This is a genomic window from Niastella yeongjuensis, assembly GCF_900110245.1.
Lineage (GTDB): Bacteria > Bacteroidota > Bacteroidia > Chitinophagales > Chitinophagaceae > Niastella > Niastella yeongjuensis.
The window spans coordinates 200,113-223,858 of sequence record NZ_FOCZ01000011.1 but is presented as its reverse complement, the minus strand read 5'-3'; the positions used below and the strand labels follow the sequence as shown (position 1 = coordinate 223,858).

At 42.3% G+C, this 23,746-nt stretch carries 14 protein-coding genes and 5 tRNA genes; 14 read left to right on the top strand and 5 right to left on the bottom strand.

All coding sequences use genetic code 11. From position 1 onward, the window contains the following. Position 1 precedes the first annotated feature (1 nt). Both BMX95_RS25910 and BMX95_RS25905 read left to right on the top strand, forming a co-directional pair. Complete coding sequence (locus BMX95_RS25910) at positions 2–4,288, top strand: SDR family oxidoreductase (RefSeq protein ID WP_081197537.1); 4,287 nt, start codon at positions 2–4, stop codon at positions 4,286–4,288. 336 nt (positions 4,289–4,624) lie between these two features. Next, positions 4,625–5,335, top strand: a complete 711-nt coding sequence (locus BMX95_RS25905) for a response regulator transcription factor (RefSeq protein ID WP_081197538.1) — start codon at positions 4,625–4,627, stop codon at positions 5,333–5,335. A 470-nt stretch (positions 5,336–5,805) separates the two neighbouring features. On the opposite strand, the gene BMX95_RS25900 is transcribed toward BMX95_RS25905, so the two are convergent. Continuing rightward, positions 5,806–5,876 (bottom strand) — tRNA-Gln (locus BMX95_RS25900). A gap of 147 nt (positions 5,877–6,023) precedes the next feature. On the opposite strand from BMX95_RS25900, the gene BMX95_RS25895 reads away from it, so the two are divergent. Next, positions 6,024–7,343 (top strand): aminotransferase class V-fold PLP-dependent enzyme, encoded by a 1,320-nt coding sequence (locus BMX95_RS25895; RefSeq protein ID WP_081197539.1) that lies wholly within the window; start codon positions 6,024–6,026, stop codon positions 7,341–7,343. 68 nt (positions 7,344–7,411) lie between these two features. On the opposite strand, the gene tyrS is transcribed toward BMX95_RS25895, so the two are convergent. Continuing rightward, the gene (gene tyrS / locus BMX95_RS25890) at positions 7,412–8,689 is read right to left on the bottom strand and encodes a tyrosine--tRNA ligase (protein ID WP_081197540.1); all 1,278 of its coding nucleotides are present in this window, start codon (positions 8,687–8,689) and stop codon (positions 7,412–7,414) included. Positions 8,690–9,013: 324 nt separating this feature from the next. On the opposite strand from tyrS, the gene BMX95_RS25885 reads away from it, so the two are divergent. The 3 genes from BMX95_RS25885 to BMX95_RS25875 all read left to right on the top strand — a co-directional run bounded on the left by BMX95_RS25885 (position 9,014) and on the right by BMX95_RS25875 (position 16,450). Continuing rightward, entirely contained in the window at positions 9,014–10,123 is a 1,110-nt protein-coding gene (locus tag BMX95_RS25885) for a putative type IX sorting system protein PorV2 (protein ID WP_081197541.1), read from the top strand. A 37-nt stretch (positions 10,124–10,160) separates the two neighbouring features. Further along, positions 10,161–15,272, top strand: a complete 5,112-nt coding sequence (porU2, locus tag BMX95_RS25880) for a putative type IX secretion system sortase PorU2 (RefSeq protein ID WP_081197542.1) — start codon at positions 10,161–10,163, stop codon at positions 15,270–15,272. 86 nt (positions 15,273–15,358) lie between these two features. Further along, the gene (locus BMX95_RS25875) at positions 15,359–16,450 is read left to right on the top strand and encodes an acyltransferase family protein (RefSeq protein ID WP_081197543.1); all 1,092 of its coding nucleotides are present in this window, start codon (positions 15,359–15,361) and stop codon (positions 16,448–16,450) included. A gap of 5 nt (positions 16,451–16,455) precedes the next feature. On the opposite strand, the gene BMX95_RS25870 is transcribed toward BMX95_RS25875, so the two are convergent. The 3 genes from BMX95_RS25870 to BMX95_RS25860 are packed head-to-tail and all read right to left on the bottom strand — an operon-like array spanning position 16,456 to position 19,328. Next, complete coding sequence (locus tag BMX95_RS25870; protein ID WP_081197544.1) at positions 16,456–17,580, bottom strand: glycosyltransferase family protein; 1,125 nt, start codon at positions 17,578–17,580, stop codon at positions 16,456–16,458. Then, a complete protein-coding gene (locus BMX95_RS25865; RefSeq protein WP_081197545.1) occupies positions 17,577–18,707 on the bottom strand; it encodes an acyltransferase family protein in 1,131 nt (376 codons plus the stop codon). Before BMX95_RS25865 ends, BMX95_RS25870 begins: the two co-directional genes overlap by 4 nt. Positions 18,708–18,728: 21 nt before the next feature. Next, a complete protein-coding gene (locus BMX95_RS25860; protein ID WP_081197546.1) occupies positions 18,729–19,328 on the bottom strand; it encodes a riboflavin synthase in 600 nt (199 codons plus the stop codon). Positions 19,329–19,423: 95 nt separating this feature from the next. Here BMX95_RS25860 and rpsU point away from each other — a divergent pair, with 95 nt between their 5' ends. From rpsU to BMX95_RS25820, 8 genes are all read left to right on the top strand, one after another. Further along, positions 19,424–19,621: a 30S ribosomal protein S21 gene (gene rpsU, locus BMX95_RS25855; RefSeq protein WP_081197547.1), complete on the top strand. Its 198-nt coding sequence runs from the start codon at positions 19,424–19,426 to the stop codon at positions 19,619–19,621. Between the two features lie 111 nt (positions 19,622–19,732). Next, on the top strand, positions 19,733–21,217 hold the full coding sequence (locus tag BMX95_RS25850; RefSeq protein WP_107686008.1) for a sulfatase-like hydrolase/transferase: 1,485 nt from the start codon (positions 19,733–19,735) through the stop codon (positions 21,215–21,217). A gap of 18 nt (positions 21,218–21,235) precedes the next feature. Continuing rightward, positions 21,236–22,165: a tyrosine-type recombinase/integrase gene (locus BMX95_RS25845; RefSeq protein WP_242672986.1), complete on the top strand. Its 930-nt coding sequence runs from the start codon at positions 21,236–21,238 to the stop codon at positions 22,163–22,165. A 324-nt stretch (positions 22,166–22,489) separates the two neighbouring features. Continuing rightward, positions 22,490–22,789 carry an HPF/RaiA family ribosome-associated protein gene (locus BMX95_RS25840; protein ID WP_081197549.1) on the top strand — a complete coding sequence of 100 codons (300 nt, stop codon included), beginning with the start codon at positions 22,490–22,492 and terminating at the stop codon, positions 22,787–22,789. Between the two features lie 363 nt (positions 22,790–23,152). Beyond that, positions 23,153–23,225 (top strand) — tRNA-Thr (locus tag BMX95_RS25835). A gap of 37 nt (positions 23,226–23,262) precedes the next feature. Then, positions 23,263–23,345, top strand: a tRNA-Tyr gene (locus BMX95_RS25830). 93 nt (positions 23,346–23,438) lie between these two features. Then, positions 23,439–23,511 (top strand) — tRNA-Gly (locus BMX95_RS25825). 67 nt (positions 23,512–23,578) lie between these two features. After that, positions 23,579–23,650, top strand: a tRNA-Thr gene (locus BMX95_RS25820). The last annotated feature ends 96 nt before the right edge of the window (positions 23,651–23,746 follow it).

Sequence of the window (23,746 nt, the reverse complement as noted above, 5' to 3'; positions counted from 1 at the left end):
TATGCAGGTTAATAATCTGGCTGAACTACTGTCAGTCGTGGTACAGCTGTATCCTGATAATATAGCTATAAAAGATTCCAAAAGATCTTATACTTATGGGCAGTTGTATGACGACGCGCTGAGGATTGCCCAGGTATTTGTTCAACACGGTGTTGAACCGCGGGATAGGGTAGTGGTCATAAGTAAAAAAAATACAGAAAGCCTCCTTGTTTTTTGGGCGGTTGTTTTTTGTGAAGCGATACCTGTCATGCTCGACCATGAAGACGGGTTGCCGGCAAATATTATAAAAGCCAGAGAGGTGAAACCCAAAGCGGTTATACTGGATGCTTTAAATGTACCCACTGTGCCGGATGTTGGATGTGAGAAGGTGCTTGATTTTACAGAGGTATGGATGTCTGTGCAGGAAAACATCAGGATTGTACCCAAAAGTAGTGCCGGGGCTGATGATGTATGTTATATTCTGCTAACCAGTGGAACAACCGGAAAATCGAAAGCGGTACAGATAACGCATGGGAATGTGTTGCATTATGCATACGCCATTCATGCAAAACTGGGTAACCCTGAAAAAGTAAATGCAGTGCACGCGTCCACTTTCGCCGCCGATCTTGGACTTACCAATTTGCTGGTGGCGCTTGTTTCGGGTGGAATGCTTAGGGTCCTGGATAAAAATGAAGCTACCGATCCTGCTATTTTTCATGATATTATTGCTCAGGATCATATTTCTCTGGTTAAAATAACCTCCTCGCACCTACTGGCGCTTATTGCACATCTGAAAGCACCGTATAGAAACCCCATAGATCATGTTGTACTCGGTGGTGAAAAATTGAGTTGGGAAACGATACGCATACTCTTTTCATTGGGGATCTGTACAAACTTATATAATCATTATGGCCCTACCGAAGCTACCATAGGGGCCATTGCGTTTAAAATAGGAGCCGATTCGAAGCATTTTGATGCAACAGGATCTGTTCCATTGGGTACACCGCTCGGAAATGGTTACTGCTTTCTGGATAATCCTGTTGATGGGATTGGTGAATTGTATATAACCGGTCCTGGTATTAGTACCGGTTATTTTGAGAACGAGGCGGAGAACGGTAAAAAGTTTTTCATTAAAGAAATTAAAGGAAAACAATTATGGTGTTACAGAACGGGTGATGTATGCAGAAAACTGGACGATGGTAATTACGAATTTCTTTATAGGACCGACAGGCAGGTAAAAGTAAAAGGATATCGGATTGAACTGGGAGAAATTGAATTGGCCATCTCTGCTTACCCGGGAATTGAAAATGTTATTGTTTGTGTGTCGGATACCCGGGAGCATAACATAGAGGCCTATATTAAAATTCCGAAAGGACTACAGATCGGCAAAGAGCTCCGCAACTGGTTATCGACCCGGCTGGCTGCCTGGAAAATACCAGCTGATTTTTATTTTTATACCGAAGCACCGTATAACTCAAACGGTAAGATCGATTTGAACGCTTTGAAGAAGCAGGTGAAGAAAACCACATCAGTACACCCATTGCCGGGGGATAACGGCCATGGTGATTCCTGGCCCGAACTGGTGGAAGCTACCTGGAAGTTGGTCCTTAGTAAGGATGAAATAGCCCAATCGGACAATTTTTTTGAGATCGGTGGAGACTCCCTGCTGGCAATTCAACTAACAGGCAGATTACAAAGGCATGGCTATAAGATCCATATCAGCGACCTGAATAATAACAGCACGTTTGGAGATTTCATATTGTTGGATCCTGAAAGGCTAACAGATATACAGGTGCCCGTCAACAAAAATGATTCCCGTCGGCTCACTTTTTCACAACAACAATTTCTTCGGAGAAATAACTTCGATCAGAATGCCTATTGTCAGGCTATATTGCTTCAAACGGAAAATAAAATACAAATCAGGGAAATGGTTTTGGCTGTACATTATGTAATGGAAAGCCATGCTGAACTCACTAAGCCGTTCAAAAAAAATGCAGGGAATCATCAGGCTGTGGCCAATCGCTTTTCCAGCCGGAATGTGGATGTAACGGTTATAAACAACAACAAACCGGTTTCTGTACAAATACAGGAAACCTGCAGTCAGCTGATGACCAGGATAGCTATCGAAAAGGGCTGTTTATTCCTGGTGAATTTGTTTATTGACCCAGGGGGGGATGATTATATTTACTTATTATGCCATCACCTGTGCGTCGATGTAGTTTCATGGAATATTATAATCGATGAGCTGTGCGAATATTATGACAGGTTGCTTAAAAACGAGCAGGTGCTGATCACCCGTGAAAATACAGTTGATCATTTTTTCGACGAACTTTCGGGTAAGGTATTTAGCAATGAAATACCCGGCGTTATCAGCGATCCGGAAATGTATAGGCTGCCTGTTTCCGATAATAATTATGCGCCGGTAAAGCCTATAGAAGTTAGCCATATCGTTGTGCCTGAAGGTCTTTCCCTGATATTGCGCAATATGCAGGAGCAGGGAAAGGCTGCTTCCTTATGCGGATTTTTGTTAAGTGCTTTGGGTAATGCCGTGCTGCAGGAGTTCGCCGTACCTGAAATAACAATCGATATGGAATTTCATGGCCGGCCGCAGCACAAAGAGCTGCCTGACTTAAGCAGGTCAGTGGCCTGGTGGGCCACTACCTGGCCTGTACACATTGAAGCCGGAAAATCGGATCCTGCTGCATGTGCCGATCTGATACAAAAGATTGGCCTGGTCGCAAATGAACTGAACTTGTTATATGACCAGTTTGCACGAAGTACTACCAGCTATGCCGACATTCGTTTCAATTATCTGGGAGTTTTTCCTGAGTTTTTGGGCAATGACAGTTTACGGCTTCAACCTGCTTATTTTAACGCAGGGCCTACAAGAACCAATAGGGCACTTGACGAGTATAAGCTCAACTTTACAGCCCGATTCATAGGGAAATTGCTGCGTATCGATGTGCAATATCATTTGAATATATTATCGGCTGAGCGTATTCATAATATAATCAGCAGGTTCTTTAAATTGCTAAAGAACAGTTTAAATGGTAGGGATACCGGATCCGAAGCAATACGGTTGCCTTTTGTTATAAGCAATATGCCTTCCGTAGGCCAGCCTTTATATAACCTGAGAATGAAGGCCGGTAAGCCGAGGGGAAAAAAGACTGTTTTTCTTACCGGTGCTACCGGGTTTCTTGGCATTCATCTGTTGCACGAACTATGCAACAATGAGGCTGTAGAGATTTATTGCCTTGTAAGGGGAAAAGATCACCAGCATGCGGTGCACAGGCTTGAAAGCGTTTACCGTTACTTTTTTAATGAATGGCCCGAAGAAAGAATGCATCGTATTCGTGTGATAAAAGGGGATCTTTTAGCGGAACATTTCGGGATACCGGCAGCCTCCTATGAGGAGATCGCCAATAATACAGATGTGATCCTGCATGCGGCTGCAGATACTAACCTGTTGAAAAGTTATAAAGAATTAATGCCTGCAAATATTCTTGCTACACAGCATGTCATCGAATTGGCGGAAGCAGGAAAAAATAAAGCGCTTCATTACATTTCTACACTTGCTGTTAGCGGAGGTGTACCAAATGGCATTGATAAGGACTTCTCGGAAGATGATTTTAACTATGGACAGTTTTTTATCTCCGATTATGAAAGAACCAAATTCGATGCCGAAAATATGGTCCGCGCCTTTTCCAGAAAAGGCGGTACTGCGAGTATCTACCGGGTGGGACATATCGCAGCTGATTCGCAGTATGGAAAATTTCAGCAGAATATTCACCATAACAGGGTCTTTCAGTTAATTAAGGGAATGATCTGCTTAAAAAAGATCCCGAATGTTTATAACGAACTGGTCTCATTCTCTTATGTTGACGTTGTTGCGAAAGGCATCAGCCATTTCTGTTTGGAAGGGGCTGATCATCAACCTGATTGCCTGCATATCGACAGTTCCTATTACTACTCTTTTGTTCAGATAGCCGACCTGCTTCGCCAATTGGGCTATGACATCGATATTGTTAATATGCCTGCTTACAAAAGCGCAATCGCCGGTTTAGGCAGTACAGCCGTAGATAAAAGATCCATTGATTTAATGGATACCTGGATTCAGCGATCTGTTGATTTTCCAAGAAAAGTGAACTATATAAATAAGAAGACCCTCGATTTAATGGCTGAGGCCGGACTATATTTCCCCGATATAAATGTTGAATGGTTCTCCCGCATGCTTCAGGAAGGGGTAAACGCAGGGTATTTTCCTACTGCGTCCGATGCCAATCAGCTATCTTGCTTCACTAAGGCATAAGCGTAAACCTTTAATTGCTGCTTTCCTCCCCCCACATCCGTATGTACGTGTATGTTATTCTGACTTTTTAGATTAGAATTATTTCTCATCCCTCCCGTGTTGCTTTTTCCTTGTAAGAATTAATTTGGCACACTTATCATCCTAAAGTGCGCATTTATTACCTAAAATGCGCGTTTACAAAATTGCATAACATGTAAACTGTATTTTCATTAAATTTAATGAAGTAATGAAGTTGTTATTTCATTGTTATGTAACATCAATTTGTTGGGTTGACATATATTTATCCATAAAATTGATGTTCGTAAAGTAATATTTAATTTTTAATACATAAACCTTATGCCTATTCCTGCTATCAATGTAGCCATTGTGGATGATCACACCTTGTTCCGCAAAACTTTAAAAGCGTATATAACTGAACAAAGGAATCTAAATGTGGTAATTAGCTCGCCCGATGTCCCCGATCTGCTGAATAAATTAAAAGATTTTACAGTTCATGTTCTGATTATGGATGTATATATGCCTAAGGTAAGCGGCAATGAGGCCGTGAATTTAATCAGAAGCAAATACCCGGATATAAAAATATTGGTTTTATCTATGTGTACCGATATGGACCTGCTGAGTGATATGTTGGATGCAGGTGTTTATAGTATAATCTCAAAAGCAGATGAGCCTGAAGAGCTGATTCGTGCAATTACCTCCCTTTCCGAACAAAGGATATACCGTAATAAAATGTTTACCGATTTGATGTACTGGAACAAACAGAATACTATAAAGACATATAGTTATTTACGTCCCATAGCATTGAACGACAGAGAAAAAGAGATCCTCGGCCTTTTGTGGGAAGAGAAAAGTAATAAGGAAATTGCCGACCATCTGTTTTTAAGTATAAGATCTATTGAAAAAATACGACAGGATCTGAAAGAGAAAATAGGCGTTAAATCAACAATAGGATTACTGAAGTACGCCATTGAAAAAAAAATCATCATCTTAAATCCCTGGCATCTTAATGTAAAGAATGGTGACAATGGTTATTCGCTTATTCAATAATAACAGGTTGATCTTTCAAAAGCAAAAAGCCAGTTATACAATGTATAGCTGGCTTTTTGCTTTTGTTGCTGAACTGAATTGCCTTCGGGATTGCCTGTCGATGTTACCTCATTGCTTTCTCCGGGGCGGAAAGCACAGAGGTATCATAGAGGAGGCATAGAGAGGCTATATCGCTATAAGGTCGCTATAAAGACGGTAGTAAAACGGGCGTTTTGAAAGAATTGTTTGTAACTTCCCTTACGGGAATGTATAGGAGCAATAATTATTTAAACTACTAAATTTTTTAAATATAGCCAAACGGTAAGTTGTTCCAGACTTGCTGAAATCAAACCTTAACTACCAAATCCCCAATATTTTAACTTGATACCAATTTTTCAATATGATCCGTTTTGTTTTTCTGCTTTCCCGAACAAGTTCGGAACGCTGCCAGAAAAACAAAACCCTTCCGCCTGCTGGCGAAAGGGTTTCTGTTGCCCGACCTGGATTCGAACCAAGACAAACTGAACCAAAATCAGTTGTACTACCATTATACTATCGGGCAGCCTTGGTCCCTTTTGTAAAGGGAGTGCAAAAGTAGGGGCTTTTGTTCTTTCTCCCAAGGAAAATGACATAAATTCTTTATTTTTTCAGAAGATTTTTTTCTCGAGCAGCTGGTTTGTAACCGATTACCTTATCAATAAAAATTCACATGAGAACATTTAATCGTCGTTCATTTTTACAGAGCGTCAGGTCCCTCACTGCAGGAACGGCTTTGGCAACCCTGACCCAGCCGGCCTGGAGCCGCCACCTGAACCAGGCGCTGGCAACCGCCAGCAATAAATCGCCGGGTGAACTGGCCTCTGATGAAGACTTCTGGCATTACATTCAACAATCCTACACGGTTAGCCCCTCCATCATCAATTTAAACAATGGCGGCGTGGCCCCTTCACCCATCCCGGTGCAGGAAGCCATGAAACGCAATTTCGACCAGGTAAATGAAGCGCCCAGCTACTATATGTGGCGTATTATGGACCAGGGGCGGGAACCCCTTCGCCGTAACCTGGCCCGCATAGCCGGCTGTGATTCCGAAGAAATTGCTATTCAGCGTAATGCGTCTGAGGCGCTGGAGACCATCATCTTTGGTTTGTCCCTTAAAGCGGGCGATGAAGTGGTGCTTTCCAAACAGGATTATCCCAATATGATCAATGCCTGGAAACAGCGGGAACAACGCGATGGCATTAAACTCGTTTGGGTAGACCTGCCGCTGCCCAGTGAAAATAACGACCAACTGGTAAAACTGTATACCCAGGCCTTTACCCCCAACACCAGGGTGGTACACCTGACCCATGTAATTAACTGGAACGGGCAAATAATGCCTGTACGAAAAATTGCCGATGCTGCCTATTTGAGGCACATTGAAGTAGTGGTGGATGGCGCTCACAGCTTTGCGCATTTTCAATTCAAGGTGACTGATCTGGGCGCCGATTATTTTGGCAGCAGCCTGCATAAATGGCTTAGTGCCTGTATTGGGGTAGGGGTGTTGTATGTAAAAAAGGAAAAGATCAAAAACCTGTACCCGCTATTTGCAGCACCGGATGCGCGGGCTGATGATATTCGCAAATTTGAGAACCTGGGTACCCGTCCTTTCTTTATTGAACAGGCAGTGGGTAAGGCCATCGAATTTTATGAAATGATCGGCGCCGAGCGCAAGGAGCAGCGTTTGTTCTATCTTAAAAATTACTGGATGAACAAAGTGAAAGATATTCCGGGTATCGAATTCGGCACTTCCATGAAACCGGGTTTTGGCTGCGGCATTGGGCTGGTGAATTATAATGCACCGGGTTTTACCCCTGCCGACCTCGACGTTTTTTTATGGAACAAATATAGAATTCATACAACCAACGTTAATTGGGAGCTCATAAGAGGGGTGCGTATAACCCCCAACGTGTATACTACTACTGGCCAGCTTGATATACTGGCGGAAGGAATAAATGATTTTGTGACGAACTGGAAGAAGAAAGCGAAGTAGGAGGTAAGAAGTAGGAGGTAAGAAATGCGGGAACATCGTATTTCTTACCTCTTTTGCTTATAATAAAGTTATATCACTTTAACCAGATAAATGTGTCTTCTACCCTTATTAACCAGCATGTACTGGCCATGGAGCAATAAAGATGGATTGACATTTAGTTGAACATCCTCAATCTTTTTACGATTGATGCTTACTCCGCCTCCCTGCACCATTTTACGGGCTTCTCCTTTACTGGGGAAGATCTTTGTTTCGGCCAGGAACGTGACTACATCGACGCCTGCCTGCACTTTTGACAATTCATAGTCAAATTGCTGAACCCCTTCCAGGTTTTGCAGGTCTTCAATAGTCAGCGATTCAGCCGGTGCTTCCTTTTGTTCAAAGAGTTTTTTAGTGGTTTCCAACGCAGCCTGATAACCGGCTTCGCCATGTACAAAAACGGTTACTTCTTTAGCCAGCGTTTTTTGCAATAAGCGGGCGGCTGCATCTTTATGGTGTTCTTCTATTAATTGTTCAATGGTCTCCTGGGGCAGGAACGTAAAAATTTTTATCCATTTTTCAGCATCTGCATCGGCAGCGTTGAACCAGAACTGGTAAAATTCATAGGGCGAAGTTTTTTCTGCCGACAACCATATATTGCCTTTTTCGCTTTTCCCGAATTTACCGCCGTCAGACTTGGTCAACAGCGGGCAGGTAAGCGCGAATGCTTCCCCACCAGCCTTACGGCGAATGAATTCCGTGCCTGTGGTGATGTTACCCCATTGGTCGCTGCCACCCATTTGCAGTTTACAGTGTTTATGCTGGTACAGCCAGTAGAAGTCATATCCCTGCATCAGCTGGTATGCAAACTCGGTATAACTGATACCGGTATCGCCTTCGATGCGTTTTTTTACACTATCCTTGGCCATCATGTAGTTGACCGTGATATGCTTGCCTGCATCGCGCAGGAATTGAATGAACGAGATGTCTTTGAACCAGTCGTAGTTATTGGCCATTTCGGCCGCATTGGGTTTGGAGGCATCAAAATCAAGGAATTGCATTAACTGATTTTTTATGCCATCCAGGTTTTTCTGCAGCTGTTCTTCGCTTAAAAAGTTTCTTTCTTCACTTTTTCCGCTGGGGTCGCCGATCATGCCGGTAGCGCCGCCTACCAGAGCAATGGGTTTATGGCCTGCCCGTTGCATGTGTACCAGCAATAAGATAGGTACGAGGCTCCCAATATGAAGACTATCCGAAGTGGGGTCGAAGCCGATATAGCCGGTGGTCATTTCTTTGTTCAACTGATCTTCGGTTCCGGGCATAATATCCTGTATCATACCCCGCCATTTAAGTTCTGCTACCAGGTTCATATTATATTGACATTAAACGAGTAATAAAATGATTTCGCATTGCCAACCTTATGGGTTTACTTTGCGTATTCCTACATATTTCACCGGTAATTAATAGATGATTTTATGTAGTAAATCAATGATTTATGCAAATGTAAGGATTACCGGAACTTTGGCTGAAAGATGCAATATTTTAATTGTAAAATCGTTTGTTTATATTGGCCCCGACCCTGTTTAAAAGCGGCTCTTTGCCAACACAATTAAAGCTCACTTTGCCAACGGGTGCAGCCAATATCCTAAAGAAATAGTCTATTCATCAAGTTGCTTATTTCGAAAATTGGATCAATGAAAAGGACCCGTTTTTACGTTACCCTGTCTGTATTGTTGTTACAGCAAGTTTCCCATGCGCAGTTTCGTAAATATTCTAATGAGTTTTTGAATATTGGGGCAGGAGCCCGTGGATTGGCTATGGCCAGTGCACAGGTAGCTTCGGTAAGCGATGGTACAGCTGGTTACTGGAACCCTGCCGGATTGGTAAATGTGAAAGACAATCCCCAGCTTAATTTAATGCACGCCGAGTATTTTGCCGGAATAGGTAAATACGATTACGGCAGTTTGGCCATACCGTTAAAAGACAATAAACGGGTATTAGGCCTTTCGCTCTTACGGTTTGCGGTAGATGACATTCCCAATACCGTTTTCCTGGTTGAACCGGATGGCTCTATCAATTTCAGCAATATCACCACTTTTTCTTCTGCCGATTATGCTTTCCTTTTTTCTCTGGCTCAGCCCATAAAAACTACCGGTAAAAGTAAGATCAGCGGGGGTATCAATGCCAAGATCATTCACCGCAAAGCGGGAGACCTGGCTTCGGCCTGGGGTTTTGGTTTTGATGCAGGTATCCAGATCGTGAATGCCAAATGGAAGGTGGGTATTATGGCCCGTGATGTTACCACTACCTTCAACGCCTGGTCGTACAGCCTGCCTGAAAAAATGCGGGAGGTGTTTTATTATACCGGTAACGATATTCCCAGTAAATCAACTGAGTTGACCGCCCCCAAATTAATAGTGGGCGGCAATTATAATTTTAAGCTCAGTAAGAATTTAAACCTGATGGCGGAGGCCAATTTCGACCTCACGTTTGATGGCCGTCGTAATACTGTCATCAGCTCCAGCGTGGTAAGCCTTGACCCCAAACTGGGACTGGAAGCTTCCTGGAAGAATGTGTTCTTTGTACGGGGCGGTATTAATAATTTTCAAAGGGCGTTGGATGATGACGATATCACCAATACAAAGAAAGTATGGATTTATCAACCTGCTGTAGGCGCCGGTTTCAGAATTTCGAATGTGTTGATAGATTATGCTTTTACCAACCTCGCAAATCAATCGAATCCGTTATATACCCATGTGTTTTCATTAAGAGTGGACTTGATTAAAAAGGGAAACAAAAAGTAAACGACCCTATTGAAAGGAATCTGAAACTTGTATAACTATGAGGAAGATTTTAACCCTGTTACTATTGGTGGCGGGCTTTACCGCGTTTAGCCAGAAGTACAATCATGAATGGATCCATTATTCCCAAACCTATTATAAAATCAGGATTGCAAACGACGGTTTGTACCGCATTCCTAAAACTTTGCTGGATGCCTATGGCCTCGGCGGGGCACAGGTGCAGTTTCTGGAGCTATGGCGAAACGGGGAAAGGGTACCATTTTACCCATCCGTATCGAGCGGCGTGTTGCCTTCAAACGGTTATATCGAGTTCTGGGGTGAAAAAAATGATGGTAAACCTGATAATGCATTATACAGAGACCCATCGTATCAACATACCAAAGTTTACAGTTTACAATCGGATACGGCTACTTACTTTCTGAGTGTAAGTAACAATACTGCCGCCGGCATCAGGTATATTGATGTGAACAATGATGTGGCGGGCAATTCATTGCCGGTTGAACCCTATTTCATGTACACCTCTGGATACTATTATGGAACAACGCCTGGTAATAAACCCAACCTGGGTGTTGCATGGAATGTAGGTTCAGATGTATATTCTTCCAGCTACGACGAAGGCGAGTTTTTTGCCAGTCCCAATATCGATCCTGCAAGTACTCTCAGTACACCTTTAGTTAATTTAAATGTATATCCTGCGGGGCAGCCTTCCATTCTGAAGTTTGGCGCTGCTGGTAATGCTTCCAATACCCGGAATATAGTAGTGCGGGCTAATGGGGTTACAGTAAAGGATACTGTGATGAGCTATTATGATGATCTTGTTACTACAGCCCCGATCGATAACAACAGTATCAGCAGCGGTTCGTTAACGGTATCGTTTAATAATAGCTGTATCAGTGGTACAGATCGAATGGTGGTGTCGTTCCTTGAGTTGACCTACCCGCGAACATTCAACTTTAACGGGGCCAGTAATTTTAAATTCGAATTACCTGCCAAGTCAGGCGGTTATTTTCTGAGAATCAGCAATTTTGCTTTCGGTGGCGCATTGCCTGTGTTGTATGATAGAAAGAATGGAGAAAGATATACAGCCAACCTCAATGGCGGAGTAGTAGAATTTGCCTTGCCTGGATCGGCTGTCAGCCGGCATCTGGTGCTGGTAAGTGAAGATGGTTCCAATATCAGTACGGTAACGACTATGTCTTCCCGCAATTTTGTTAATTATAAAGCGCTTGCTGCTACCGGCCAGGCCATGTACATCATAGTTTCTAACCCGATCCTGTATGTAGGTTCAAATGGTAACAACCCGGTGCAGGATTACAAAAGCTATCGGGAATCAGCAGCAGGGGGTAATAAAAAAGTGATGATTGCCGAGATAGGCGACCTGGTTGATCAGTTTGCTTTTGGGATTAATAAACACCCGTTGTCTGTACGTAATTTCATCAGGTATGCGAGGGATAGTTTTCCGAAACCCCCGGAAAATGTGTTCCTGATTGGAAAGGGCGTAACTTATTACGAATATCAGGTGGGTGACCGGGCTCCCGGTGGTTATCCGCTGAACAATCAGCTTAATCTGGTGCCTACGTTTGGGTACCCCGGGTCAGATAACCTGTTGAGTGCTGAAGACCTGACTGTACCAGTAGCCACTACTCCCATTGGCCGGTTATCGGTGGTGGCAGGAAAAGAAATCGAGGATTACCTGGAGAAGGTGAAAGAGTATGAGCTGGTTCAAAAAAATGCAGGCAATACCATTGCTGACAGGGCATGGATGAAGAATGTTGTGCATGTGACCGGATCTACCGATTCCTATCTGGGAACTGTGCTGTGTAATTACATGGATATCTATAGACGCATTATTGAAGATACCCTGTATGGGGGGCATGTATATACATTTTGTAAAGCTTCAACGAGTGATATAGATCAATTTTCCCCGGATAGATTATCGAAATTGTTTACTGAAGGGATTTCTTTCCTTACTTATTTTGGGCACTCTTCTGCAACTACGCTTGAATTTAATATAGAAGACCCTTACCATTACAATAACCAGGGCAAGTACCCGGTATTTTTTGTAAATGGTTGTAAGGCGGGTGACTTTTTTACTTATTACGCCCCGCGGTTGCAGGTGAATGAAACATTGTCTGAAAAGTTTACCCTGGCCAAACAGCGTGGAGCCATTGCTTTTATAGCCAGTACTCACTTTGGTGTAGTGAACTATTTGAATATGTATTTGTCGAGTTTGTACCAGATCCTCAGCTCCGGTGATTTTGACAAACCTTTGGGAGTTACCATGCGTGATGCATTTCAAAATATGATCAATGGTGTAGGTTCATATGATTTTTATGCCCGTATGCATGCTGAGCAAATGACCCTGAACGGCGATCCGGCAATAGTGATCAATGCACAACCCAAGCCTGATTATGTGATCGAGCAATCATTGATAAAAGTTACCCCGGTCTTTATTTCCCTGGCTGAAAAAGAGTTTGATGTAAAAGTGATAGTGAAGAACCTGGGGAAGGCAGTTTCTGATTCGGTTTTGTTTGAAATAAAGCAACAATATCCCAATGGAACAACCGGCGTTTTATTCAGTCAAAAAATAAGGGGTGTTAGAGAATCTGATTCCGTGGTGCTTACGGTACCACTTTTGGCTACCCGTGATAAAGGATTGAATAAGATAATTGCTACCATAGATGGAAATGGAGCTATTACTGAAATCTCTGAAAGTAATAATACTGCTTCACAAGATTTTTACATATATGAAGATGAAGCACGGCCGGTATTCCCGTATGCATATGCCATTACTAATGATGCCACTGAAAAACTGATCGCATCTACCGCCAATCCGGAAAGTGTGAGTAAAAACTGGGTAATGGAAATTGATACGGCCGGTGCATTTAATTCGAATTTGTTAATAAGGAAAACCATTACCACCGGGGGAGGAATAATTGAATTTGATCCGGGGCTTCATTACCTGGATAGCACGGTTTACTACTGGCGCATAGCTCCCGACATGCCTAATCCAAACGACATCAGGTGGAACACAGTGTCCTTTACGTACATCAATGGTCATGTAGACGGGTTCAGTCAATCGCAATACCACCAGTTCAAAGACGACGAAACTGTCAGGGTCTTCCTTGATTCTGTGGATCATACCTGGAAATATGGGACCAGGGAGAATTCTATTTTGATAAATAATGGTGTTTTCCCTGCTGCCGCCACTCAGGCGAAGGACATTGGCGTTACTATTAATTATGACGACAAGATCCAGAGCGTTTGTAGCGTTTCAGGTCTGGTATTTTATGTGTTCGATTCAGTATCCCTGGCTGCCTGGTATAATAATGACGCACTTCTACCCGGGCGGTTTGGCAGTGATCCTGTTTGTGGTGTTAATCGCAGATGGCAATTCCAATTTAATTTTTCACAGGCAGATACAGCAAAACGGAGAGCGATATTGAACTTTTTGGATATGATACCATCGGGATCATATGTGGCAGTCAATAATATTTTTACCAGCGATTATCCATGGATGAATATGTTTGCCAGTGAATGGCAGAATGATACGGCTTATTTTGGCCATAATAATTCGATCTATCACCGGTTGTTGGAGCAGGGATTTGTGGGAGTTGATTCTGTAAACACAACAAGGGCTTTCATCTTCCTGTACCGGAAAGACCGGCGAAGTCTTTTTCCGCCCCAATACGTTATTGGTCCTGGTGGTTTAGACATTGCAAAACGGATCTCTCTCTTAACAAAGATAATCACCCCCGATACGCTGGGGTATATCAATTCGCCGAAGTTTGGGCCTGCTGCGAAATGGCGAAGGGTTGTATGGGATGGAAAATCAATTGAAAATCCATCAAATGACAATCCGACTGTGGACGTAGTAGGAAGTGATTATACTGGTAAGGAAACGGTGCTGTTCACGCTTGATAAAAATACCCGCGATTTTGACATCTCAAATATCGATATCAGATTCTATCCATTTGTGCAGTTAAAGATGCGGAACATTGACTCAATAACCGTTTCACCATTTCAGTTGAAATACTGGCGTGTTTTATATGATCCGGTACCTGAAGGAGCGCTGGCTGCGAACATTGCCTTCTCCGCAAGGGACACAGCATTCCTAAGCGAGAAAGTACCCTTCTCCATCGCCTATAAAAATATCAGTAAGCTCAATTTTGACAGCATGCTGGTAAGGGTAAGCATTATTGACAGGAATAACAATACGCATGTGCTTTCTTACTCAAAGTATAAGCCTATCGTTGCTGGTGATACTATCCTGGTGCAGGCAATGGTAGATACAAAAGATTATGCCGGGAACAATGTGGTGCAAATAGAAGTGAACCCTGATAATGATAAGCCGGAGTATTATCATTTCAACAATGTGTTGTACCATAATTTGTATGTTATTGCTGACCAAACCAGTCCGTTAATGGATGTAACCTTCGACGGAGTGCATATCCTGAATAAAGATATTGTGTCTGCAAAACCACATATCCAGATCAAGATAAAGGACGAAAGCATGTACAGGCTGCTGAGTGATACCTCTATCAGTACCGTGCAGGTCAAATACCCTGATGGCAACTTGCGTACTTATCACTTTAATGATGGAGATACCCTGCGATTTATACCTGCAACCAGTACCTCCGATAATACCGCTACCATTGAATTTACGCCACAGTTCACCTCCCAGATAAACCCAGAGGGTGATGATTATGAGCTTGTAGTAACCGGTAAGGATGCAAGTGGAAATAAAACAGGTAATATGGCTTACCGGATTGGGTTCCGGGTTATTGCCAAACCAATGATCTCTAATTTGTTGAATTATCCAAATCCGTTTAGTACATCAACGGCCTTCGTGTTTACTTTAACCGGTAGTGAAATACCACAGAACCTGCGGATCCAGATTCTGACAGTGACCGGTAAAATTGTAAGAGAGATCACGACGAATGAGCTGGGCCCATTGCATATTGGTAGAAATATTACCGACTACAAATGGGATGGCAGGGATCAGTATGGCGATAAACTGGCCAATGGGGTTTACCTGTACCGGGTAATCACTTCGCTGAATGGTAAAACACTCGATAAATATAAAGCGTCGGGCGACAATACCGATAAATACTTTAACAACGGGTATGGTAAAATGTACCTGATGCATTAGTATGATAATTACGTCATGGAAAAAGTATCAATCCTTTGGGTTGATACTTTTTTTATAGCCGGAACATTTGAATTAATTTGCGAAATATGGCCACCAGTCAGCTTTCAACTAAACAATTGCCTGCATTGACCGGTCTCCGGTTTATTGCAGTTGTAATGATTTTCTTATTTCATTCCAATACGCCGGCGCCCACATCGTACATACATGCAGTATTTCAACAATTTTATTTAGGGGTGAATGTCTTTTTTGTGCTGAGCGGCTTTTTGATCTGCTATAACTATGGGAAAGAAGGCGAACTGAATAAACAATTTCTGAAAAAGTATTATGTAAACCGGGTGGCCCGCATAATCCCACTCTATTATATCCTGCTTACATGTACGTTTATTATTTTGCATTTCCGGCGGCCCGACATAGTGCATTTGGTTGGTATTTATTTTCTTAATCTGTCATTTCTAAATGGGTTTTCATCGTGGTATATGTTTTCAGGCATTTACCCGGCCTGGAGCCTGACTCCCGAAGTGACCTTTTATATCTTATTCCCCTTTATATATTTGCTTATTGTCACGATGAACTGGTGGTGGCAACAAGTTATTTTTTTTTGGATCGTAGGGTTATTGCTGGTGCTGTTCTTTTTTTATTTTCCATTCAGGGGATTTTTTGATAACATTCATTTTCTGCTTTTGACGACCTTTTTTGGCCGGTGCTTCGAGTTTTTCACGGGTATATGGCTGGCTTTCCGGTTCAGGCAGTGGCAGGCAAAACAGGTTGCTACGCCCCCGCCTGCAAAACGATCCATACCTTATACAGTAACAGGGGGGTGTTTGTCATTGATGGTGATCATTATAGCTGCATTGATAAGTCCTGATAAGGCTGTAGCGCAGTACCCTGTGGGTAAGGTGCTGAGTATGTTTGTTTTTCCTGTTAGTGTTGCGGTATTACTATTTGGGTTGATCACCGAAATTACCTGGTTCAGCCGGTTGTTATCAACATCCCTGTTCAAGGTGCTGGGAAAAAGTGCGTATGCATTGTTCCTGATCCATGGCGGCTTTATTGCTGATTGGCTGTTGTCTTTTCTGAATTTAAATTTATTCCTTGTCTTTATCTCATTAGTGTTGTTATCGATCCTGTTGTATTACCTCGTAGAGCGGCCATTGAATAACTGGCTCAGGATAGAATAATCGGGTTATTGACCACGCGATTGCAACATAAGAACCAATTTGTTTATGGCCGGTAAAGCCAATAGCAATAAATAGGGTGAAATTGTAAGGAACCAGCGATTGTGCCAGTCGTCGCAGGTAAGCAAGGTAGTGCCGAGCGTGATCAGGATCAATCCGGACACATACAACAGCGGATAAGCCTGGTGCTTTCGCCACCAATTAATACTTAAAATCGCAAGGGCATATAACGGGTAAAAATAAGCTGCCAAAAGTATATTATGTCCCGTACTGTAATAGGGGCGCATCAAAGCAAAGAACGATTTGCATTTAAACAATGCAAGCCGGGAGAACTGGCTGAAGTTATGGGTGATATAATATAAAAGTCCATACACGCTATTTCCATTGGACGTTGAATCTATAGCCGCAGGCTGGTTGAGGGTTGGGAAGCCACAAATGATATGTTCTTCACGGTAGGGCAACATGAAATCAAGGTCGCCTCCACTACCCAGCAGCGTATTGAGGACCCAGATAAAGATAACGGCTACTGTACATGTGATGGCTATCTTCAACTTTATATCCATGTTTTTAAGAAAGGCAAAAAACAGATAAATAAAAGCGACAGGCACGAATAATATACCTGTAGGGCGGGTGATACAAAGAATAGCCAGTGCTGTGAGAATTCCGGTAAAACGTAACGGCGTTAACTTTGATAGTTGCAGCATGTACGTACTGAAAAGAATAGTAAAGCTATAGAAAATGGATTCTGTTTGCAGGTATACATTGAATTCCTGAAAGGGGTAATTCAACAATAACAGGAGGGTACCAATAAAAGCTGTTTCGTACGGAAATAATCGGCCGAGCAGTTGGTAAAATGACCAGGTAGCCAGAGCGCTGAAAAGCAGCTGTACAACCAATGCAAATGAATAGCCAAGGCCTGTTTTAAATGCAATGGCCAACAGGCCGATCTGGGTAAAATAAAGCCAGTATTTGGGTGCGCTTAAAGTACCTGTGGCTAAAAAGCCATGGCCTTCGGTAATATATTTCTCAGGTTCGCCTGTGGTAATAATACCATGATGGTAAATGAAAATACCCTGAATGATTGCCCATATAACAAAAAGGGGCAGAAAGCCCAATCGTATATATTGCTTCATCGGGTTAAATTGTTTTTCAGTTTTAAGAAATAACTTTCATAAAAAAAATAACTGATAATACTGAGTATGAAGCTGATCAGTAAGCATATGATCTCAGGCAAATACTTAACTACAGGAGCATGAAACAACTGTTGCAATATAGTGCTTATTCCCTGAAGGCAACTGTCCAGTACGAGAAGATGAAAAATATACAATCCAAAAGATATCTTTCCAATGAATCGTAAAGCAGGGTTCTTTAACACAGCTGTTAATGAACCGGGATTATGGATGGTATTGTAAAGCACCGATGCAAATAGAAAAGCAAATGCCGAATAGCCAATAGTTGTATTAAAAGCTGAAGTAGGCCATGGCGTTTTTATTACTAGTATGCCGGCGATTATTACCAGGGCGCCTGCTATGCCCAGCCACTTTATGATGGCTGCTTGTTTTTTATCGGGAGAAACAAAGTAGATCAAAGCACCACAGGCCAATGGATCTATGCGGCACAGCGTATGAAAATAATATATCGGTTGGTTATTGAAGTAATAAAGAATATTTCTGAATACCAATACGAAAATGATGATGCCCCATAAAATGTTTTTAAAGTGTTTGTTCTTATAAAAAGCATACAGGAACAGGGGCCACACCAGGTAAAACTGTTCCTCGATGGCCAAAGACCATAAATGGATCAGGTGCCCTTCCGGCGGACGGGTGTGCAGGAATAACCAGTTTTGAAGGAAGAGCAGATAACGGGCCTTATTGTTTAAATAAAAATCAAAACGATGGATGTTTTGCGGACTTACTATTATATAAATGCCCGCATAGAAAAGAATCAGCACGAGGTAATATAACGGTAGAATGCGCAACGCCCTGTTCCTGTAAAACAAGACATAGCGATTGGGATGGTCATTGTTCTCTATGAGGCGTTTGGTGATTAGGTATCCGGAAAGAACAAAGAACAGATCAACCCCCGACCAGCCGGGTTGCACCCAGTTGGTATATTTTACAAAATAATGATAACTGATAACCAGTAAGATGGCCACACCACGTAACCCATCCAGGGCAGGAATATATTTGCCGGCCCCGTTAGCGGAAATTGCGTGGGATGGCTGTGTCTGCATCCCGAAGCCACTTACAGGTGCTTCCAAAAGGCGGGAGTTTTGAAATTTTTAAACGGTTGTCTTGTTCACCTGATGGATCCGGTTCACATATTTCCCTACCATATCAAACTCAAGGTTCACTGTTGTTCCCGACTGGATGTTCTGAATGTTTGTGTGTTCGAAGGTATAGGGTATGATGGCCACTGTAAACTCGTTAACGCTTACATTGAAAATGGTAAGGCTGATGCCATTCAGGCTGATGGAGCCTTTTTCAATGATGAGGCTGGAGAACTGGTCGGGAAAGCGGAAGCGAAACTCCCAGCTACCATCCAGTGCTTTTCTTTCAATACAGGTGGCGGTGGTGTCAACATGGCCCTGAACAATATGGCCATCGAGCCGGCCATTCATGATCATACAGCGTTCCAGGTTCACTATGTCGCCTTTTTGCCAGTGACCGATATTGCTTTTTTGAAGCGTTTCGGCAATGGCTGTTACCCTGTGGCGGCTGTCCTGCAGCGCTTCCACTGTGAGGCAAACGCCGTTGTGGGAAATACTTTGGTCTACTTTTAATTCGTGGGAGAGGGGAGAAGAGATCCAGAATGTTTTATTGGTACCTGTAACTATCACTTCTTCTACCTGGCCGATGGTTTCGATTATTCCTGTAAACATGGGGCAAAAATCGGATTTTTAGGGGGATTTTGTGAATTTTGGAAAATTCGGCTATATTTGCAGTCCTAAAACGCCTTAAAGGAGGTATATAATATATGCTCATTATCGATTCAAAAGATTGCGAAAATATCGACAAAGCCCTCAAAAAGTACAAAAAGAAATTTGAGAAAGCTAAGATCCTGGTGCAACTGAGAGCTCGTCAGTCTTACACTAAGCCGTCGGTAGAACGTCGTAACGTTGTGTTGAAAGCTGTGTACAAGCAGAAGATCGCCAGCGGACAGATCGAAAGTTAATCTTTAATGTCTTCACACGAATCATATTCGGCCACTTTTATAGTGGCCTTTTTGGTTTTAGGGATATAGGTCCTTGAAGGAGAAATAATTAATTCAGAAATTCAGGTCGGTATGCACTTTGTCAGGCCATTCAAAAAGCTCCCTCTTCATAGTGTATTAATTATTATTTTCTTTTTAACGCATGGTTATAGCGAGTATATTGGGCTGATACCTTTTGGCGATATGCTGTATTATTTTGCCATTCAGCTGTTGGTTGCGTCCCTGTTTTTTTTATTGTTTTTGGGATTGCTGAGGTCGGCTGGTAAGGCAGGCATTTTAACAACTCTTGTGCTGCTTTTTTCGCTCTTTTATGGAGCAATCGCCGATTCTTTAAAAGTGCTTCCTTTTCTGGGCGTGCTTTCTCATTACAGGTATCTTTTTTCGATCTTTATAATTGGGATCATTATACTTTTCATTTATCTGAAACGGTCACCTGGTACTTTTCAAAGAGCGACCGTGTATCTTAATTGCGTTTTTACTTTTCTTATAATATACGATATTGGCTTTATTCTCTTGCAGGGGAGTAGTGCTGCCCATGTTGCCAGTAACGGAACTGGGATAAACGATAAGCATGGTGAGCAGCGGAAAAGACCTGATATCTATTTTCTGATCATGGATGAATATAGTGGATCCGGTACGCTTCGCCGCTATTTCAATTATGATAATAGTGCTTTTGAGCATAATTTTAAACAGCAGGGTTTTTACGTGGCGGCTTCGCCGCAATGTAACTATACAATGACTGTATATTCTATTGCGTCTACGCTTTCCATGGATTATCTCGGTTGGTTACCGAAGGGACAAGAATCGGCTGCTGATAATGCCAGGGCCAATAAAGTTATTTCAGACAATAAGGTGGTCGGGTTCCTGAAGCAAAATGGCTACGAGATCCATAACTATTCAATTTTCGATATTGGGGAACAACCATCCCAATTTGATCCGGGCCTGTTTTCCTTCAGGTTAAAGCTGATAACGTCTAAAACGCTGTTATCCAGAATGGATAAGGATATGTCATGGATATTAAGGGTATATCTCGGCCATACCTTCAGTTGGGTAGAAGATGATCTGCGCCAGCGATTCAGGGATGGAAATGAGCGTATCATTAATTTGACAAAATCTGCAGCCTCAACAACAAGCGGGCGCCCCAAATTTGTATATGCCCACCTGATGATGCCGCATAAACCTTTTTTATACGACAGTTTAGGCAGGGGCATGAGTATGGATATGGATACCACATCAAACAGCAATGCAGAAAACAATGCTTACTTACAATACCTTGTGTATTCCAACAAGGTCGTGACTGGTTTGGTAAACGAACTGCTCAAAAAAACGAAGGGGGAGGCGGTAATTATTGTAATGAGTGATCACGGTTACCGGTCTTTGTTTGTTAATGGGAAATCAATTGAACCCGTTAATAATTTCAATGCTGTATACCTGCCTGAGCATGATTATAGCCGGTTTTATGAAAGTATTAGTAATGTTAACCAGTTCCGGGTTGTTTTCAACTCCTTGTTTAAATCTGATTTGCCGCTTTTGCCCGACAGTTGTACTTGTGATTAAATGATTTAAGTATATTTAATGATCATTTGGAATATGGGTAAGCAATTACAACATGCAGCAATTGTAAATAACTTCCTGAACTACCTTCGGTTCGAAAAAAGGTATTCTGCCCATACCATCATGGCTTATCAGGAGGACCTGCAGCAGTTTTTTACCTATTTGTATGACCAGTTTAGTATGCCACAACCGGCGCTGGCAGAGATCGCACCCTCCTTTGTACGCAGCTGGCTGGCTTCGCTTAAAGAGAATAAAAACAGCGCTAAAACCATCAACCGCAAGATCTCTTCTTTAAAATCATTTTTTAAGTATTACCTGCGCACCGGTGAGTTGGAGCAATCGCCCATGGCAACCATTATATCGCCTAAAATACCCAAACGTTTGCCGGTGTATGTAGAGCAAAAGGATATGGAGACGCTGTTTAATCATGTTGAATTTCCCGATACCTGGAATGGGCGTACCGAAAGGCTGATACTGGCTATATTGTATAATACCGGTATGCGGCGGTCGGAACTGATAAGCCTTAAAGAAACCCAGGTGAACAGGGCCGCCAATAATATTAAAGTGCTGGGGAAGGGGAACAAAGAGCGGGTTATTCCGGTAAGTGCAGTATTGATAAAAGAGATCGATGACTATGTAACTCAAAAGGCCCGTACACTGGAGCAGCCAGATCAGATACATTTATTAGTGAATGATAAAGGCCGGCAGGTGACTGTTGGTTTTGTATACAATGCAGTAAAGAAATATTTAAGTGTAGTAACGACTATTGATAAAAAGAGCCCGCACGTATTACGGCATACATTTGCTACACATTTAACCAATAATGGCGCCGACCTGAATGCGGTGAAAGAGTTATTGGGTCACTCCAGTTTAGCTGCTACTCAGATCTATACACACAATACTATTGAGAAGTTAAAAGACATTTATAAAAAGGCGCATCCGAAGGCATAACAGCGGACTATTTTATGGAGGACGATCATGTAGCAATATGACAATAATTGTTTGTTGACAGATGCTAAAGAAATGCTAATAGAGTGGTAATGGTTTTGTTGTAGTAAAGCTCATTTATTTGACAATTACGGGGCATTTTTAATTTGGAAATACAGGCTTGTTGTATTATCTTCATAAAGATTAAATATGGAGCTTATGTAGTAGTATAATATCCTCATGTCAACCACCTCTTCTATACTCTCACTCAATATAATATGGTGGTATTTAAAATCAGATCTTTCATTTATTGTTTAAATATTGTTTCACTGTTAAAATGCGATTGTTATGAACGTAAACATTCAGTCTGTGCGGTTTACTGCTGATGCAAAATTGATCGAATATGTTAATCGTAAACTTCAAAAAATTAATACTTTTCACGACCGCATTATCAAGGTTGACGTATACCTGAAGTTGGATAATGTGGTGCACACGATAAAAGACAAAGTCGCAGAAATAAGAGTCCAGGTTCCACGCCACCAGTTTTTTGTGAAATCAAGTTCCAAATCTTTTGAGGAGTCTTTCGAGAATGCATTGGAATCTTTGGTTAACCAGGTGAAGAGGCAAAAGGAGAAGCAAGCTGCCTGAGTTGAGAACGCTTAATCTATTTTTTCAGAAATTATACAAAGTTCACCTTCTAAAACCTCCCCCTTGGGGAGGTTTTTTTATGTCCCTGCAAGAAAGGTTTCAATTTTTCATGGAAAATTGCCTGTAAAGCGCCACTTTTGCAGCTGCATAACGGTGTTCCTTGAAAGATTTTGCAAATCGTTGAAAATTAGAAAAAAAAACTCCATCAAAATTTTTCAGTTACACAAATTCTCCTACCTTTGCCATCCCTCAAAAAATAGAGGGTGCGAAAATGAGGCGAGAGAAGCACTACACTAGGTTGAGTTTCAATTAATTTGCCGGGTGTTTTGAGGAATAGATTGAAAGTTTTTTGATAGAATATACGCCACTTTAGCTCAGTTGGTAGAGCAACTGATTTGTAATCAGTAGGTCGTTGGTTCGACTCCGACAAGTGGCTCAGCAATTCACATTGCAAATTTAATTTGGTATTTCCCGGGCAGGTTCCAGAGTGGCCAAATGGGGCGGACTGTAAATCCGCTGTCTTTCGACTTCAGAGGTTCGACTCCTCTCCTGCCCACATGGCCCGCCAAGCACTAGCAAAGGCGGGCACATTCGTGTTAAGTTCTTTTTCAATTGGGAATTAGCTTTAAGCTAATTGGCTCATTAAAATGCGGAAGTAGCTCAGTTGGTAGAGCGACAGCCTTCCAAGCTGTAGGTCGCGGGTTCGAACCTCGTCTTCCGCTCATTTAGGAGTTTAAGAGCGCCAGCCGCTCTTTGGGTTTTAGGTTTTTTTGCCTCATAAACCTATCAGCCGTTGTAGCTCAGTGGTAGAGCACTTCCTTGGTAGGGAAGAGGTCGTGAGTTCGATTCTCACTAACGGCTCATTAGATTTTTGAAATGTTGATGAAAGTTGTAACTCAGGCAGTGCATCCCGATCATGATCGGGAAGGTCTGGAGTTCGATTCTCACTAACGACTC